Source organism: Mangrovibacter sp. MFB070 (assembly GCF_000705335.1).
In the GTDB taxonomy this organism is placed as follows: Bacteria; Pseudomonadota; Gammaproteobacteria; order Enterobacterales; family Enterobacteriaceae; genus Mangrovibacter; species Mangrovibacter plantisponsor.
Genome location: NZ_JJMI01000025.1, coordinates 364,752 through 380,329 on the forward strand (window position 1 = coordinate 364,752; position 15,578 = coordinate 380,329).

At 52.4% G+C, this 15,578-nt stretch carries 15 protein-coding genes; 11 read left to right on the top strand and 4 right to left on the bottom strand.

The genetic code is table 11. From position 1 onward, the window contains the following. Positions 1 to 45: 45 nt before the first annotated feature. The 4 genes from ppiB to purK all read left to right on the top strand — a co-directional run bounded on the left by ppiB (position 46) and on the right by purK (position 2,975). Positions 46 to 540: a peptidylprolyl isomerase B gene (ppiB, locus tag DT73_RS13910; protein ID WP_036110784.1), complete on the top strand. Its 495-nt coding sequence runs from the start codon at positions 46 to 48 to the stop codon at positions 538 to 540. A gap of 2 nt (positions 541 to 542) precedes the next feature. Continuing rightward, on the top strand, positions 543 to 1,265 hold the full coding sequence (gene lpxH, locus DT73_RS13915; RefSeq protein WP_036109942.1) for a UDP-2,3-diacylglucosamine diphosphatase: 723 nt from the start codon (positions 543 to 545) through the stop codon (positions 1,263 to 1,265). 136 nt (positions 1,266 to 1,401) lie between these two features. Further along, positions 1,402 to 1,911, top strand: coding sequence for a 5-(carboxyamino)imidazole ribonucleotide mutase (purE, locus tag DT73_RS13920; RefSeq protein ID WP_036109945.1), 510 nt, complete (start codon positions 1,402 to 1,404; stop codon positions 1,909 to 1,911). Then, positions 1,908 to 2,975, top strand: a complete 1,068-nt coding sequence (purK, locus tag DT73_RS13925) for a 5-(carboxyamino)imidazole ribonucleotide synthase (protein WP_036109948.1) — start codon at positions 1,908 to 1,910, stop codon at positions 2,973 to 2,975. Before purE ends, purK begins: the two co-directional genes overlap by 4 nt. 112 nt (positions 2,976 to 3,087) lie before the next feature. Here the strand turns inward: purK and DT73_RS13930 are convergent, their stop codons facing one another. The 3 genes from DT73_RS13930 to ybbA form a co-directional block, all read right to left on the bottom strand. Beyond that, complete coding sequence (locus tag DT73_RS13930; RefSeq protein WP_036109951.1) at positions 3,088 to 4,242, bottom strand: porin; 1,155 nt, start codon at positions 4,240 to 4,242, stop codon at positions 3,088 to 3,090. Positions 4,243 to 4,504: 262 nt separating this feature from the next. Then, the gene (ybbP, locus tag DT73_RS13935; RefSeq protein ID WP_036109954.1) at positions 4,505 to 6,919 is read right to left on the bottom strand and encodes a putative ABC transporter permease subunit YbbP; all 2,415 of its coding nucleotides are present in this window, start codon (positions 6,917 to 6,919) and stop codon (positions 4,505 to 4,507) included. After that, positions 6,916 to 7,602, bottom strand: coding sequence for a putative ABC transporter ATP-binding protein YbbA (ybbA, locus tag DT73_RS13940; protein WP_036109956.1), 687 nt, complete (start codon positions 7,600 to 7,602; stop codon positions 6,916 to 6,918). The genes ybbP and ybbA overlap by 4 nt, the downstream gene beginning before the upstream one ends. On the opposite strand from ybbA, the gene tesA reads away from it, so the two are divergent. The 5 genes from tesA to DT73_RS13965 all read left to right on the top strand — a co-directional run bounded on the left by tesA (position 7,573) and on the right by DT73_RS13965 (position 11,388). Next, positions 7,573 to 8,202: a multifunctional acyl-CoA thioesterase I/protease I/lysophospholipase L1 gene (gene tesA / locus DT73_RS13945; protein ID WP_036109960.1), complete on the top strand. Its 630-nt coding sequence runs from the start codon at positions 7,573 to 7,575 to the stop codon at positions 8,200 to 8,202. The two genes, ybbA and tesA, sit on opposite strands and share 30 nt — an antisense overlap. Then, positions 8,192 to 9,001: an SDR family oxidoreductase gene (locus DT73_RS13950; RefSeq protein ID WP_110026141.1), complete on the top strand. Its 810-nt coding sequence runs from the start codon at positions 8,192 to 8,194 to the stop codon at positions 8,999 to 9,001. Before tesA ends, DT73_RS13950 begins: the two co-directional genes overlap by 11 nt. A gap of 58 nt (positions 9,002 to 9,059) precedes the next feature. After that, positions 9,060 to 9,914: a co-chaperone YbbN gene (locus tag DT73_RS13955; RefSeq protein WP_036109962.1), complete on the top strand. Its 855-nt coding sequence runs from the start codon at positions 9,060 to 9,062 to the stop codon at positions 9,912 to 9,914. A 98-nt stretch (positions 9,915 to 10,012) separates the two neighbouring features. Beyond that, complete coding sequence (locus DT73_RS13960) at positions 10,013 to 10,930, top strand: SPFH domain-containing protein (protein WP_036109966.1); 918 nt, start codon at positions 10,013 to 10,015, stop codon at positions 10,928 to 10,930. Continuing rightward, positions 10,927 to 11,388, top strand: coding sequence for an NfeD family protein (locus DT73_RS13965; protein WP_036109969.1), 462 nt, complete (start codon positions 10,927 to 10,929; stop codon positions 11,386 to 11,388). Before DT73_RS13960 ends, DT73_RS13965 begins: the two co-directional genes overlap by 4 nt. A gap of 33 nt (positions 11,389 to 11,421) precedes the next feature. On the opposite strand, the gene cueR is transcribed toward DT73_RS13965, so the two are convergent. Next, positions 11,422 to 11,838 carry a Cu(I)-responsive transcriptional regulator gene (gene cueR, locus DT73_RS13970; RefSeq protein ID WP_036109971.1) on the bottom strand — a complete coding sequence of 139 codons (417 nt, stop codon included), beginning with the start codon at positions 11,836 to 11,838 and terminating at the stop codon, positions 11,422 to 11,424. Positions 11,839 to 11,983: 145 nt separating this feature from the next. Here cueR and copA point away from each other — a divergent pair, with 145 nt between their 5' ends. After that, entirely contained in the window at positions 11,984 to 14,482 is a 2,499-nt protein-coding gene (copA, locus tag DT73_RS13975; protein WP_036109974.1) for a copper-exporting P-type ATPase CopA, read from the top strand. A 270-nt stretch (positions 14,483 to 14,752) separates the two neighbouring features. Further along, positions 14,753 to 15,565 (top strand): TraB/GumN family protein, encoded by an 813-nt coding sequence (locus DT73_RS13980; RefSeq protein ID WP_036109977.1) that lies wholly within the window; start codon positions 14,753 to 14,755, stop codon positions 15,563 to 15,565. Positions 15,566 to 15,578: the final 13 nt, after the last annotated feature.

Consider the following 15,578-nt stretch of genomic DNA (forward strand, 5'->3'; position numbering starts at 1 on the left):
TGCAGCGCAGGCTTAAGCACTACATGGCAGAATAGGATGCACAGCATGGTTACTTTTCATACCAATCATGGCGATATCGTTATCAAAACTTTCGACGATAAAGCGCCGGTAACAGTTAAAAACTTCCTGGACTACTGTCGCGAAGGGTTCTACAACAACACTATTTTCCACCGTGTTATCAATGGCTTTATGATTCAGGGCGGCGGTTTTGAACCGGGCATGAAGCAAAAAGACACCAAAGACACCATTCAGAACGAAGCCAATAACGGCCTGAAAAATACCCGTGGCACTCTGGCAATGGCGCGTACTCAGGCTCCACACTCCGCAACTGCACAATTCTTTATCAACGTTGTTGATAACGACTTCCTGAACTTTAGCAGCGAAAGCCTGCAAGGTTGGGGCTACTGCGTGTTTGCTGAAGTAGTGGAAGGCATGGATGTGGTTGATAAAATCAAAGCCGTTTCTACTGGCCGCAGTGGTATGCACCAGGATGTTCCGAAAGACGACGTAGTAATTGAAAGCGTGACTGTCAGCGAGTAATCGTGGCAACACTCTTTATCGCAGATTTGCATCTGTGCACAGAAGAACCGGCGATAACCGCCGGTTTTCTGCGTTTTCTGGCACAGACAGCCCCACAAGCCGACGCACTGTATATTCTCGGGGATTTATTCGAAGCCTGGATTGGCGACGATGACCCGGAGCCACTTCACCAGCAAATAGCCGATGCCATTCGCATCCTGGTTAATCAGGGTGTGCCTGTCTATTTTATTCATGGCAACCGTGATTTCTTGTTGGGCAAAGCATTTGCCCGGCGCAGCGGTATGGTATTACTGCCCCAGGAACAGTGCCTGTCACTGTACGGGCGTCCGGTCATTATCATGCACGGCGATACATTATGTACTGATGACCAGGCATACCAGGATTTTCGCCGCAAAGTTCACAAGCCCTGGATCCAGCGCCTGTTTCTTGCCCTGCCGCTGTTTATTCGCCGCCGTATCGCCCGGAAAATGCGCGCCAACAGCCAGCAGGCGAACCAACACAAGTCGCTGGCGATTATGGATGTTAACCCACAGGCAGTACAGGAAGCGTTCACCCGCCATCAGGCACAATGGCTGGTGCACGGGCATACGCATCGCCCGGCTATTCATGAGCTTGAAGCTAACGGTCAACCCGCATTACGTGCCGTTTTAGGGGCCTGGCATACAGAAGGCTCAATGATTCGTGTTAGCGCAGAAGAGATGGCACTGATCAACTTTCCGTTTTAACCCATTTCGTTATGGTTGAATGCCCATTTCATCACCACGCAACCGTTTTCCTTGCCCGTTTTACGTGCTATTCTCTGAGCCCTTCTCCGCAACAGTCTGTCGTTGTTTTTGTTTATTCACAGGAGTTTTGAGACGCATGTCTTCCACCCAAAACCCGGCGCGTATCGCCATTGTGATGGGGTCCAAAAGTGACTGGGCTACCATGCAGTTTGCCGCTGAAGTCCTGACTGCTCTGGACGTTCCTCACCATGTGGAAATTGTCTCCGCCCACCGTACTCCCGATAAGCTGTTCAGTTTTGCCGAACAGGCACAGGGTAATGGTTTTCAGGTTATTATCGCCGGTGCTGGCGGTGCAGCGCACTTGCCAGGCATGATTGCCGCCAAAACTCTGGTGCCGGTGTTGGGCGTGCCTGTACAAAGCGCGGCACTGAGCGGTGTGGACAGTCTGTACTCCATTGTTCAAATGCCGAAAGGGATCCCGGTAGGTACGCTGGCAATTGGCAAGGCTGGTGCCGCAAATGCCGCGTTACTGGCAGCACAAATTCTGGCCCAGCATGATACCGCTCTGCTTGCCCGCCTGGAAAACTGGCGCAAAACACAGACTGAAGAAGTGCTGAATAACCCGGACCCGCGGGAGGCTGAATAATGCAAGTTTGCGTACTGGGTAATGGCCAGCTTGGGCGTATGCTGCGCCAGGCCGGGGAGCCTCTGGGGGTCACTGTCTGGCCAGTTGGTCTGGACGCAGACCCGCAAGCCGTTCCCTGGCAGCACAGTGTTATCACCGCTGAAATTGAACGCTGGCCGGAAACCCCGTTAACCCGCGAGCTGGCAAACCATGCAGCATTTGTTAACCGCGATGTTTTTCCGGTCATTGCTGATCGCCTGACACAAAAACAGTTGTTCGATAAATTGCAGTTACCTACCGCGCCCTGGCAATTACTCGCCTCTCAGCAGGAATGGCCTGCCGTTTTTGCCCTGGCGGGTGAGCTGGCAATCGTTAAACGCCGCGTGGGTGGCTATGACGGGCGTGGCCAGTGGCGCCTGCGCCCGGGTGAAACAGACAACCTGCCTGCTGAGTGCTACGGCGAGTGTATTGTTGAGAAAGGCATTAAGTTCTCTGGCGAGGTGTCGCTGGTTGGCGCTCGCGCTAAAGATGGCACAAAGGTATTCTACCCTCTCACCCACAACCTGCATCAGGACGGGATCCTGCGTGCCAGTGTGGCGTTCCCTTCCGCCAGTGCTGAGCAGCAGAACCAGGCTGAGTCCATGTTGTCTGCCATTATGGATGAACTGGGTTATATCGGCGTGATGGCCATGGAGTGTTTTGTCACACCTGCCGGGTTGCTGATTAACGAACTGGCTCCCCGTGTCCACAATAGTGGCCACTGGACACAAAATGGTGCCTCCATCAGCCAGTTTGAGCTGCACCTGCGTGCAATACTGGATTTACCGTTGCCGCGCCCGGTGGTCAGCGCGCCTTCAGTAATGATTAACCTGATTGGTACACCACGCAGTTGGGAATGGCTCAAATTGCCACTGGTTCACCTGCACTGGTATGAAAAAGAAGTGCGGCCGGGCCGCAAGGTGGGGCATCTGAATCTCTCTGATACCGATAAAGGGCACCTTTCTGCCTCACTGGAAGCGCTGGTCCCGTTATTACCGGAAGAGTACGCCAGCGGCATTGCCTGGGCACAATTGCAGTTGCAGTAACCGTTAAAGCGGGTTCAGTGCACAGCCGTCAGTTTATCTGTTGGCGGTTAGCAGGAAGTAGCAGTAGCCTGCAGAGTAAAGACAAGCGCATAACGCGCTTGTCTTTTTTTTATCAGAAGTCGTAACGCAGACGTACCACGTTCATATCACCCAGCGTTTTATCGGTGCTGGAGGTAAATACGTGTTCGTAATCAACCCGGAAACCATAATCCAGTTGGAAACTAACACCCAGGCCATTATCAATGCGCTGATAATTTCTGTCGTTGACGTATTCCAGGCGGTCGCCCATAAAGTATGGCTGAACGGACTGCAGGCCATACTGGCCAATCGGGAATTTGTACCCGGCAAAGTATTCAATACCCCAGGCGTCGCCAGCAAAGTAGTCATTAACAGTGCTCTTCTTGGAGACCAGGAAGTTCTGATACCAGCCACCACCGAAGGAGAACGTCCAGTTATCCGGTTTCCAGCTCAATGCTGTACCTAAAATATTCTGGTTCTGGGTTTTGCTGTCACCGTTAGAAGGGTCACGCATTTCTGCACGGGTCATGTTCCACGCAGTACCCCATGTCAGGTCTTTGGTGATGTGATAATCCACACCCAGTGAGCCGCCGCCTTTACGTTTATAGCGCAGGCCATTGCCTGGCAAATATTCGTCATCGTCAAACAACCAGGCGCCATACAGGTCAACATTACCAACTGCTTTTTTGTATTTCAGCATGCCGCGTGAGCGGTAAGAACCATCGTAGTCGCCACTGATACCGTTACCTGGTGCCTGGGCGAGCATGTCGTAATCCCAGATATCAGTTTTTGCACCAACCACATCATAATAAATACTGTTTTGTTTACCGTAAGTCAGTGTACCCCAGGTATCACTTTTCAGACCGGTATACAGCATACGGCGGTTAGTATTATTTGCGCCTTTGGCATAATGGTCATCCCAGTTAAATACCGCCGGGATATTAACGCCCAGTTCGTAATAACTTATCCAGCTAACATCATCGAACAAATAGTAGTCAGCGGCAAAACGAAAACGAGTACCACCGTCAAAACCATTACGTTTGTAAGAACCTTTATCGCCATCACCTGTCATATTATTAAACTGAGGACGAATACTCCCGCCCACAGTGAAATTTAACCGGCTTAATGGATCTCCAGCAGTAGGATCCTGTTTTAACAATGTAATTTCTGCATGAGCAGGAACTGCCATTGCAGCCAACACCACTGCGGTGCTGACTGCCTGCGCCAGCACTGTTATTTTTTTGTTCATCTCTATTCCTTACCAATAGGTGCTAAAACCACTTTAGCAAGGAGAAGATTACCTGCTATTTATGAAATTTTATTTATTAAAATTATCAATCCGTGCTACTGAAAATAACAATATTATGAATATTTATTACAGAGAATGAAAAAACAAAATAAGTATTATCATTTAGTGCGAAGGTATATAGATAATTATTAATACTCATCACAAAAAAAGAAAAACACTGAATAAAGCAGTGCTTTTCTTTCACAATTTATTTTCTTTTTATTTACCCCTGAACTTGCCGATACAGGGCTTTTCCTTTGACTAAACGCACACCCAACCAGCCACCGAATAGTGCCAAAACCAGCGCACCACATACTGGCAGAGCGAGCCATAAACGCCAGTCAGGTGACCAGGGGAAATCAAATACCCGGGTTTGTAATAAAGCCAACGCACTTTCGGCCCCCCCCGCGGCAACAATGCCCGCCACTACGCCAAGGGCAATAAACTCCCACCACAGCGACTGGCGTAACAGGTTTTTTCCCGCCCCTAAAGTGCGGTAGACCAGCAATTCCTGGTGGCGCTGGCGCATGCCAACCTGCACCTGAGCCAGGAGCAGCAATACACTACACAGAGTTACCAGTACCACCATCACTTCCAGTGCCCGGCTTACCTGCTGCAATACTGTTCCCACCTGGCTTAAAATGGCGCGGATATCCAGCAGGCTCACAGTCGGGAATTCACGGTTAAGCTGTGTCAGCAGCGCGTCCCCCCGATCCCAGCGGAAACTGGTAAGCCAGGTTTGTGGCTGGTTATTTAATTCGCCTTGTGGAAAAATGAAGTAAAAGTTAGGCCGCAGGCTTTCCCAGTCTACTTTACGTAAGCTTGATACCGTTGCCGTGAAAGTGTCTGTATCGCCGGTAAATGTCAGTTTATCTCCCAGCTTCAAATTCAGCCGTTTAGCCAGCCCTTCATCAACAGACACCTCCCCTGCCGCCGGCGGCCAGTTACCAGCGACAATCGGATTATGCGCCGGTTTTTCACGCTGCCATGTCAGGTTGAGCTCGCGGTTAAGCGCTTCATCTTTATTGCCATCGGTGGTATTGCCATTAATTCCGGTTAAACGCGCCCGGACAATGGAATAAAACCGGTCAGGGATAACCTGGTGCTCGGCCAGGAAGCTTTTCATTTCACCTAACTGTTCTGGCGCGATGTTTATCAGGAAATAATTAGGGCTTTCCGGCGGCAATTGTTGCTGCCAGCGATCCAGTAAGTCACCCCGCAAAACCAACAACAGCGCGAGCAACATAAACGACAGGGAGAAAGCCGCAATCTGGCTCAGTGTTGTCAGTGGCTGGCGCAGCAGGCGGTTCACCGCCAGGCGCAGCGATAACACCCGGGTAGTGAAACGCTTTAACACCCACAGAGCCAGCCAGCCTGCCAGGCCGCACAACAATGCCACCACGCAGCTTCCCGCCAGAACTGACCACAGCAACATATTGTTACCCACCAGCAATGCCAACAGTGCCACCACCACCAGCACCATAACAGGCAGATAAATAGCAAGCGGCCAGCGGCGGGCTATGGCATCGCGCCGCAGCACGCGCACGGGCTGGGTCGCCAGCAGGATATGGTACGGACGCGCCCCAACCAAAAAGGCTATCACCGCCATCCCACCCAGTGCCCAGATTAATGGCATCAACCCCGGTTCAGGCAACGTTGCAGGTAACACCGGGCGCAGTAATGCCAGCAATATGGATTCACACAATTTGCCCGCCAGCAGACCCGTACCGGCAGAGACCAGCAATAATAATGACCACTGACCAATAATCAGGCGGCGCAAGGCCTTACGCCCTGCGCCAAGGGTTTTCAATACTGCGACTAAATCGTAACGTGACCGGCAGTAATGATTCATTGCCACAGTAACAGCAGCAATCGCCAGCATTAACGTCAATAATGCGGACAAAAGCAAAAACTGGCGTGAGCGCTCAAGGGATTTGCCCAGCGCGCTGTCTTCCTGATCCGGGCTGTACCAACGGTATTCAGCCGTTAACTGTGGTAATAATGCATTCTCAAAACGGGTAATTTGCCCGGATGTACCGGCAAATTTATACAGCCAGCGCACCCGGCTGCCTGGCTGAACGGCGCCGGTCGCCGGAACATCAGCAAGGTTAATCATCAGGCGTGGTGCAAGCTGGAAAGGGTTAAATCCGGCATCAGGCTCCTGAATAACCTCGCCAGCCACCCGTAAGGTGGCATCGCCCACATCCAGTTCATCGCCCGGTTTCAGGTTGAGCAATGCCATCAGGCGGGGAGCCAGCAAAACAGTGCCAGGCACTGGTGTAAGGCCTTCGGGGTGAGTACTGAGTGAACCATACAGTGGGTAATGCCCGTCAACGGCTTTTACATCAGCCAGTTGTGGCGTATTGCCAGCAAAAGTCATGGTCGAGAACAACAGTTGGGTACTGACCTTAACGCCTTCTTTCTGTGCCAGCGCCAGCCAGTCATCAGGAATAGGGTGGGAGCTGCGTAATGCCCGGTCGCCTGCCAGGAAATCCCGGCTCTGAGCGCTCAGGCCCTTTTCCATTCGCTCGCCAATACTGCTCAGTGCAAAAACACAGGCAACGGCAAGGCTCAGGGCCACCCAGACAATCAACAGTGATGGCGTACGCCATTCACGCCAGAACCAGCGAGCTATCATAGCTCCTCCTGCAATTTGCCATCCCGTAGCCGTAACCGCCGGTCACACCGTGCCGCAAGCTGTAAATCATGAGTAACCAGCAGGAGTGTTGCACCACTTTCCCGGTTCAGGGTAAACAACTGGTCCGCTATACGGTCCCCGGTTTTGCGATCAAGATTGCCGGTTGGTTCATCCGCAAATAATACAGCGGGTTTGCCAATAAACGCTCTTGCCAGCGCCACGCGCTGCTGCTCACCACCAGAGAGCTGGGCAGGAAGATGATGAAGACGCTTTTCAAGCCCCAGTTCGGTTAACAACTCCCGGGCCTGAGAAAGGCTCTGCGCAGAATTTTCACCACGCAACAAAGCAGGTAACTGCACATTTTCCAGTGCAGTCAGTGTAGGTACCAACATAAATGACTGGAAGACAAAACCGACACTGGCTGCGCGCAATGCCGCCCGCGCCTCTTCATCCATCTGGTGCAGCGGTTTACCCAGCAGCCAGACCTCACCTTCAGTGCCATCATCCAGCCCGGCTAAAATTGCCAGCAGAGTTGACTTTCCTGAACCCGACTCGCCAATCAGGGCGATACTTTCCGCTGGTTTGACAATCAGCTCAACTCCGGTGAGGATGTTGAGCTCATGTTCACCCTGACCGACGGACTTACAAAGACGATGTACTTCAACACTATTTTCCGCTGGCATGTGCCCTTCCTGTTGTTGTTCCTGTTAACGTTCCGTGCCGTGGCTGCGGACACGCTATTAATTCTGGGTGACAGTCTGAGTGCAGGTTACAGAATGTCAGCAAACAGTGCCTGGCCTGCAAAACTTAATGAAAAATGGCAGGCAAAGCAGATAGATGTTGTTAATGCCAGTATCAGTGGCGACACCGCCGCTCAGGGCCTGGCCCGCTTACCTGGTTTACTGGCGCAACACCACCCGCGCTGGGTGCTTATAGAGCTTGGCGGTAATGACGGGTTGCGTGGTTTTGCTCCACAAACCATTAGTGAAACCCTGGGCAAAATCATTACACAAGTTAACGCCGCAAATGCACAACCGGTGCTAATGCAAATACGTTTGCCACCCAATTATGGCCGCCGCTACACCGAAGCGTTTCAGGCTATCTACCCACAACTGGCGGAAAAATATGCCATTCCATTGCTGCCTTTTTTTATGGAAGAGGTCTACCTGAAGCCACAGTGGATGCAGGATGATGGTATTCACCCTAACCCGGATGCTCAGCCTTTCATTGCCAACTGGATGGCAGAAAAACTGGCACCTTTGTTAGTTAAACATGAGTCATAAACAATCAGCGCTTTTAACGGGTAAAGTTATGCAAAAATCAGTATTTATCACAGGTAGCTCCAGTGGAATTGGTCTGGCCTGTGCTCATGCGCTGAAGCAACGCGGCTATCATGTTCTTGCTGGTTGCCGTAAACCTGAAGATGTCGAACGTATGTCATCTCTGGGGTTCACTGGCATTCAACTTGATGTTGATGATGAAGCCAGCGTCAGGCAGGCTGCACAAGAAGTGATTCGCCTGACAGGTAACAATCTCTATGGGCTATTTAACAATGCCGGGTTCGGGCTCTACGGGCCGTTAGAAACCATTAGCCGCTCACAACTGGAAAAACAGTTTTCCACTAACTTTTTTGGCGTGCATCAACTCACAATGTTGTTGTTACCCGCCATGAAAGCGCAGAGTGAAGGGCGAATTGTGATGACCAGTTCGGTAATGGGGTTGATTTCCACACCAGGCCGTGGCGCTTATGCGGCCAGTAAATACGCTCTGGAAGCCTGGTCTGATGCGCTGCGTATGGAGTTGCGCTACACCGGTATTCAGGTCAGCCTGATAGAACCCGGCCCAATCCATACCCGTTTTACCGATAACGTTAACCAAACCCAGGCAGATAAACCTGTCCAAAATCCGGGCATTGCCGCACGCTTTACCCTTGGCCCGGAGGCCGTTGCAGCAAAAGTGTGCCATGCTTTTGGCAGCACCAGGCCGCGACTACGCTACCCGGTAACTCTGGTCACCTGGGTGGTTGGTTTCCTGAAACGGCTGTTGCCTGGCCGCATTATGGATAAAATTTTGCGTACCTGAGTTGAAGCCCGGCGTCTCACCCCCATGTACATTAGAAAGTCCTGACTGAGAAAAAAGCATGTCCGTACAGAATATTGTTGAGATTACTGAAGCGAATTTACATACCACACTGGAACAATCAGTTACCACGCCGGTATTGTTTTACTTTTGGTCTGACCGTAGCCAGCAGTGCCAGGAAATGACACCGGTGCTGAAAGGGCTGGCTGCGAAGTATAACGGCCAGTTTATTCTTGCTACTGTGGATTGCGACAACCAGCAGATGGTCGCATCGCAATTTGGGTTGCGCGCTATCCCGACGGTGTATTTGTTCCAGAACGGCCAGCCTGTGGATGGTTTCCAGGGGCCGCAGCCCGAAGAAGCCGTACGCGCGCTGCTGGATAAAGTCCTGCCACGCGAAGAAGAAGTGAAAGCGCAGGAGGCCATGGCATTAATGCAGGAAGGCAAACATGCCGAAGCTCTGCCGCTGCTGGTTGATGCCTGGAAATTATCTGAACAGAACAGCGAAATCGGCCTGTTACTGGCAGAAAACTATATTGCTCTGAACCGCTCAGATGATGCGCAAACTGTGCTGGCCACTATCCCGCTGCAGGATCAGGACACCCGCTACCAGGGGTTACAGGCGCAAATCGATCTACTGAAAAAAGCGGCCGACACCCCGGAAATCCAGTTACTGCAACAGCAAGTTGCAGAGAACCCGCAGGATGCAGAGCTCGCTACCCGCCTTTCTTTGCAATTACACCAGGTGGGGCGTAATGAAGAAGCACTGGCGTTGTTGTTTGGCCACCTGAAACAGGACTTGAGTGCAGCAAATGGCGAAACCCGTAAAGTGATGCAAGAGATCCTCGCAGCCCTGGGCACCGGGAATCCACTGGCTTCACAATATCGCCGCCAGCTTTACTCGCTACTCTATTGATTATTCGGGATTACGCCGTGTAAACCCTCGAATATAGTAGCACCTCCTGTTTATTTTTTAGGGTAGACTTACCGCCACAATTAAACAGGAGGTTTTTTATGCTAATCGTGATCCCGGTTCTTATTGTTGTTGCACTGGTGATCGTCTCTGCCGGGGTGAAAATTGTCCCGCAGGGTTTTCAATGGACAGTTGAACGTTTTGGTCGTTATACCAAAACACTGATGCCTGGCCTGAACCTGGTTGTGCCGTTTATGGATCGTATTGGCCGTAAGATCAATATGATGGAGCAGGTTCTGGATATCCCTTCCCAGGAAGTTATCTCTAAAGATAACGCCAACGTCACGATAGACGCCGTTTGCTTTATTCAGGTGATTGATCCGGCACGTGCTGCCTATGAGGTCAGCAACCTTGATCTGTCTATCATGAATCTCACCATGACAAATATTCGTACTGTGCTGGGCTCAATGGAGCTCGATGAAATGCTCTCGCAGCGTGACAGTATCAATACCCGTCTGTTGCACATTGTTGATGAAGCCACCAACCCCTGGGGCGTGAAAGTAACGCGTATTGAAATTCGCGATGTTCGCCCACCAGCTGAACTGATTGCCTCCATGAACGCGCAAATGAAAGCTGAACGTACCAAGCGTGCTTACATTCTGGAAGCTGAAGGGGTTCGTCAGGCTGAAATCCTCAAAGCTGAAGGGGAAAAACAGTCTCAGATCCTGAAAGCAGAAGGTGACCGCCAGTCTGCGTTCTTGCAGGCAGAAGCGCGTGAGCGTTCTGCGGAAGCAGAAGCACAGGCAACGCGTATGGTTTCTGAGGCCATTGCAGCGGGTGACATCCAGGCTGTGAACTACTTTGTGGCACAGAAATATACTGATGCTCTGCAACAGATTGGTTCCGCAGAAAACAGTAAAGTCGTGCTGATGCCACTGGATGCCAGCAGCCTGATGGGCTCTATCGCAGGTATCAGCGAGTTAATTAAAGACAGCCAGGTGCAACGGAAAATAAAATGATTCCACTGATTGCTGCACATCCGCATGCATTCTGGTTGAGTCTGGGCGGCCTGTTACTGGCCGCCGAAATGCTCGGTGCCAGTGGTTACCTGCTATGGAGTGGCATTGCCGCGCTGGTAACCGGCCTGATTGCCTGGCTCCTGCCGGTTGGCTGGGCGTGGCAGGGCACCAGTTTTGCCGTGTTGACTGTGCTGTGTGCTTTTTTATGGTGGCGTTGGCTGAACCAGAAAAACAGCGACCAGCCCGGTCAGCAACTTAACCAGCGTGGTAACCAACTGGCAGGCCAGGTCTTTGTGCTGGAAAATAACCTGGTCAACGGGCGCGGCCAGGTACGGCTCGGGGACAGCGTTTGGCCAGTAATGGCCGATACCGATTTACCCGCCGGAACGCGTGTGCGCGTAGTGCGTGTTGAAGGAATTACTTTGCGTATTGAGGCATCGGGTTCCCCTGTGGCATGAACCCTGATGCCTGTGTTTCCCTGTGCAGCAAGGTTAGCGCTGCGCAGGGGTACTGTGGTGGCAACACCCGGCAAGATTATCAATGATCGGGCAATCGGCCGTGTCATCGCCAGGGCAACTTTCCGCCAGCGCCTGCAGGCGTGTTTTCATTTCCAGCAATTCCTGAATATGTAAATCGATCTCGTCAATTTTTTGCAGCGTACGCGCTTTCACATCAGCACTGTGCCGTGCAGGATCATTAAACAAATGTACCAGTTCACGGCACTCTTCCAGGGTAAACCCCACCTGGCGTGCCTGGCGCAATAATGTCAGCTCTTCCAGGTGCTTAGGGTTATAGCTCCGGTAGCCATTTTCACCACGCAGCGGCGGCGTCACCAGCCCTTTTTCTTCATAAAAACGAATCGCCTTGCTGGTTAAGCCTGTTTTTTTCGCCACATCGCTGATATTCACATTGCCTCCTTGACCTTCCCCTTAATGGAAGGTTTAACCTTAATCATAACGCAATATCATGCTAATGATTTGCGCAAGATAACTTAGTGCTTCGCTCTGCCAAAAATTGGCGTGAATGCGGGCAATTACAAACAGGAGTGGTTATATGTCTCATATTACTCTCGCACTCGATGGCCTGTCTTGCGGCCACTGTGTCAAACGTGTCAAAGAAAGTCTGGAAAAACGCAGCGATGTAGAAAGCGCTGAAGTTACGCTCAACCAGGCAGAAATCACCAGTAGCGCAAGCGCAGAGCAGTTAATTGCCACCGTGAAAGAAGCCGGGTATGAGGCTCAACTGGCCAGCCACCCAAAATCTGAGCCGCTGGCAGAGTCAAACACTCAGCCGGAAGTACTGGCAGCGGCAGATACCGAGCTTCCGGCAGACACTACCACTGATGACAGCCAGCATTTGTTAATAAGTGGCATGAGCTGTGCCAGTTGTGTTTCCCGGGTGCAAAATGCGCTGGCGCATGTGCCCGGCGTAACCCAGGCACGGGTCAACCTGGCAGAGCGCAGTGCACTGGTTCTGGGCGATGCGCCTGCCAGCGCACTGATCCAGGCGGTACAACAGGCCGGGTATGATGCCGAAGCCATAGAAGATGACCAGCAGCGCCGTGAACGGCAACAACAAACAGCGCAGCATGCGATGTCACGTTTTCGCTGGCAGGCAATCCTTGCGTTGCTGGTTGGTATCCCGGTGATGGTCTGGGGCATGGTAGGCGACCACATGGTGGTCACCGATGCCAACCGCCAGCAGTGGCTGTGGATTGGCTGGCTGACACTGGCCGTCATGGTTATTGCTGGTGGTCACTTCTACCGTAGCGCCTGGAAAAGCCTGCTGAACAAAACCGCGACCATGGATACGCTGGTGGCGCTGGGAACAGGTGTTGCCTGGCTTTACTCCATTAACGTCAATCTGTGGCCCCACGCATTTCCGGACCAGGCCCGCCACCTTTACTATGAAGCCAGCACTATGATTATCGGGTTAATTAACCTGGGGCATATGCTGGAACAACGTGCCCGCCAGCGCTCTTCCCATGCACTGGAGCGCCTGCTGGATTTAACCCCGCCCACCGCACGGGTGGTCACGGAAAAAGGTGAAGAAACCGTTCCGCTTGCTCAGGTCACGAAAGGGATGACCCTGCGCCTGACTACGGGTGACCGGGTACCGGTTGACGGAGAGATAACTCAGGGCGAAGCCTGGCTGGATGAAGCCATGCTCACGGGTGAACCCGTTCCCCAACATAAAAGTGCTGGCGAAGCAGTTCACGCAGGGACACTGGTACAGGATGGCAGCGTGCTGTTCCGGGCCGACGCCACCGGTAACCAGACCACTCTGGCGCGGATTATCCGTATGGTGCGCCAGGCGCAGTCCAGCAAGCCACAAATTGGGCAGATGGCGGACAAAATCGCTGCGGTATTTGTGCCAGCGGTTGTCGCGATTGCCTTGTTCAGTGCCGCCATTTGGTACTTCTTTGGCCCGGCACCACAAATTGTTTACACCCTGGTGATTGCCACTACGGTATTAATTATTGCCTGCCCTTGTGCACTGGGTCTCGCAACCCCCATGTCGATTATTGCGGGTGTTGGCCGGGCCGCTGAATTTGGCGTACTGGTTAAAGATGCCGATGCACTGCAACGTGCCAGCGAAGTCGATACTATCGTGTTTGATAAAACCGGCACCCTGACGGCAGGCAAACCCCAGGTAACGCAGATAGCCACTTTTAGCGAGTTGGATGAATCAGCAGTGCTGCGGTTTGCCGCCAGCCTGGAACAAGGTGCCAGCCACCCACTGGCAAAGGCGATTGTTGATAAAGCCGGAACCCGTGCGTTACTGCCCGCCAGTAGTTTCCGCACTCTGGGTGGTAAAGGTGTGCAGGGTGAAATTGAAGGGCGTCGCGTCACTCTGGGTAACCAGGCGATGATGGCAGAGTCTGGTGTAGATACCCGGCCTGCTCGCGAGGCGCTGGATAACGTGGCAAGCCAGGGGGAAACACCTGTATTACTGGCTGTAGACGGCATGCTGGTGGCGTTGTTCGCCATTGCCGACCCACTGCGTGAAACCAGCAAGGCTGCACTTGAACGCCTGCATGGGATGGGATACCACCTGGTGATGCTGACAGGCGATAACCCCGTTACCGCTGGCGCTATCGCCAAACAGGCCGGTATCGATACAGTGATTGCCGGTGTGCTGCCTGATGGCAAAGCAGAGGCCATTACCCAATTACAGCAGCAAGGCCGTCATGTAGTGATGGTTGGCGATGGCATCAACGATGCCCCTGCGCTGGCACAGGCAGATGTTGGTGTTGCCATGGGTGGCGGGAGTGATGTCGCCATCGAAACCGCTGGCATGACATTAATGCGCCACGACCTGCAAGGGGTTGCTGATGCTATGTCGATATCCCGGGCCACCTTAAAAAATATGAAGCAAAACCTGCTGGGTGCGTTTATCTACAATGCACTGGGGATCCCGGTTGCTGCCGGGGTACTCTGGCCACTGACCGGAACACTGCTCAACCCGGTAGTTGCCGGGGCGGCAATGGCACTTTCTTCTATCACGGTGGTCAGTAACGCCAACCGGCTGTTACGTTACAAACCCCGGTAAAGCGAGGTAAACAGGTGGTTTGCCATCAGCCGCAACACCCCGGATAACGGGGTGTTCATCTTGATGAAAAAGAAGGAAAAAACGTGGTTTTTCCTTCTTTTTAGTTAGCTGCCGAAAATCAACAAGTTAATTTTCCTTGTTTTTTATTAGGCGACACCCGCTTGTTCTGTGCAAACATAAGGTTTGCCATCAGCCGCAACACCCCGGATAGCGGGGTGTTGCTTTTTTTGCCTGCCGGGTTAGCATGGTGTTTTACCGGGACGTGAACGAATGCCATTTTTCAGCCGTTTAAAAGCATTATTGAATCAGTGGGTTAATCAGGGTTATCCCTGGCCCGCGCTTGATGTTGTTCTGCCCGGTGGCCGTTACTTACATCTGGTTGGCAGTATTCATATGGGAACGCCCAATATGGCTCCCCTGCCCGCCAAACTGCTGCGCAAACTGAGTAGTTGTGATGCATTAATTGTTGAAGCCGATATCCTGACTGGCGATTCCCCGTTTAACAATGTTCCCTGGTGTGACCCACTGGCAAGCCGCCTTAGTACCGAACAACTGGCAGAAGTAGAGAAAGTGGCAAATGAAGCAGGTGTCACTATGGGGCAGTTGGATGCCCTGCCATTCTGGCAAATAGCGCTGGTACTTCAGGCACACCAGGCACAACGCCTGGGGTTACGCCCGGAATACGGCATAGACTGGCAATTACTGAATGCCGCACAGCAAAGCGGGCGCAAGATTTTAGAGCTCGAAGGTTCAGACCAGCAAATCGCCCTGCTCAATACCCTGCCAGAAGATGGCCTGCCTCTGTTACTGGATACTCTCACTCACTGGCGAACCAACGCACATTTACTGCAAGTGATGATCAGCTGGTGGCTGCAGGCGCCTCCGGCAACCGGCAACGCGTCGTTGCCAAACACCTTTGGCGATCAATTGTATGATGTATTAATGAACCAGCGTAATATCACCTGGAATGACTATCTGCAGCAGTTGCCTCCCGGGCGCTATGTCGTCGCAGTTGGGGCGCTGCATTTATACGGTACAGGGAATCTGCCTGAGTTATTGCAGGCAAAAAAAAACGGCCAGTAACAGGGTACTGGCC

Coding starts and splice junctions, on each gene's coding strand:
- purE (WP_036109945.1), top strand. CDS start 1,402: ATGTCTTCCACCCAAAACCCGGCGCGTATCGCCATTGTGATGGGGTCC.
- DT73_RS13950 (WP_110026141.1), top strand. CDS start 8,192: ATGAGTCATAAACAATCAGCGCTTTTAACGGGTAAAGTTATGCAAAAA.
- ybbP (WP_036109954.1), bottom strand. CDS start 6,919: ATGATAGCTCGCTGGTTCTGGCGTGAATGGCGTACGCCATCACTGTTG.
- DT73_RS13960 (WP_036109966.1), top strand. CDS start 10,013: ATGCTAATCGTGATCCCGGTTCTTATTGTTGTTGCACTGGTGATCGTC.
- tesA (WP_036109960.1), top strand. CDS start 7,573: ATGTACTTCAACACTATTTTCCGCTGGCATGTGCCCTTCCTGTTGTTG.
- copA (WP_036109974.1), top strand. CDS start 11,984: ATGTCTCATATTACTCTCGCACTCGATGGCCTGTCTTGCGGCCACTGT.
- DT73_RS13980 (WP_036109977.1), top strand. CDS start 14,753: ATGCCATTTTTCAGCCGTTTAAAAGCATTATTGAATCAGTGGGTTAAT.
- DT73_RS13965 (WP_036109969.1), top strand. CDS start 10,927: ATGATTCCACTGATTGCTGCACATCCGCATGCATTCTGGTTGAGTCTG.
- DT73_RS13930 (WP_036109951.1), bottom strand. CDS start 4,242: ATGAACAAAAAAATAACAGTGCTGGCGCAGGCAGTCAGCACCGCAGTG.
- ppiB (WP_036110784.1), top strand. CDS start 46: ATGGTTACTTTTCATACCAATCATGGCGATATCGTTATCAAAACTTTC.
- DT73_RS13955 (WP_036109962.1), top strand. CDS start 9,060: ATGTCCGTACAGAATATTGTTGAGATTACTGAAGCGAATTTACATACC.
- ybbA (WP_036109956.1), bottom strand. CDS start 7,602: ATGCCAGCGGAAAATAGTGTTGAAGTACATCGTCTTTGTAAGTCCGTC.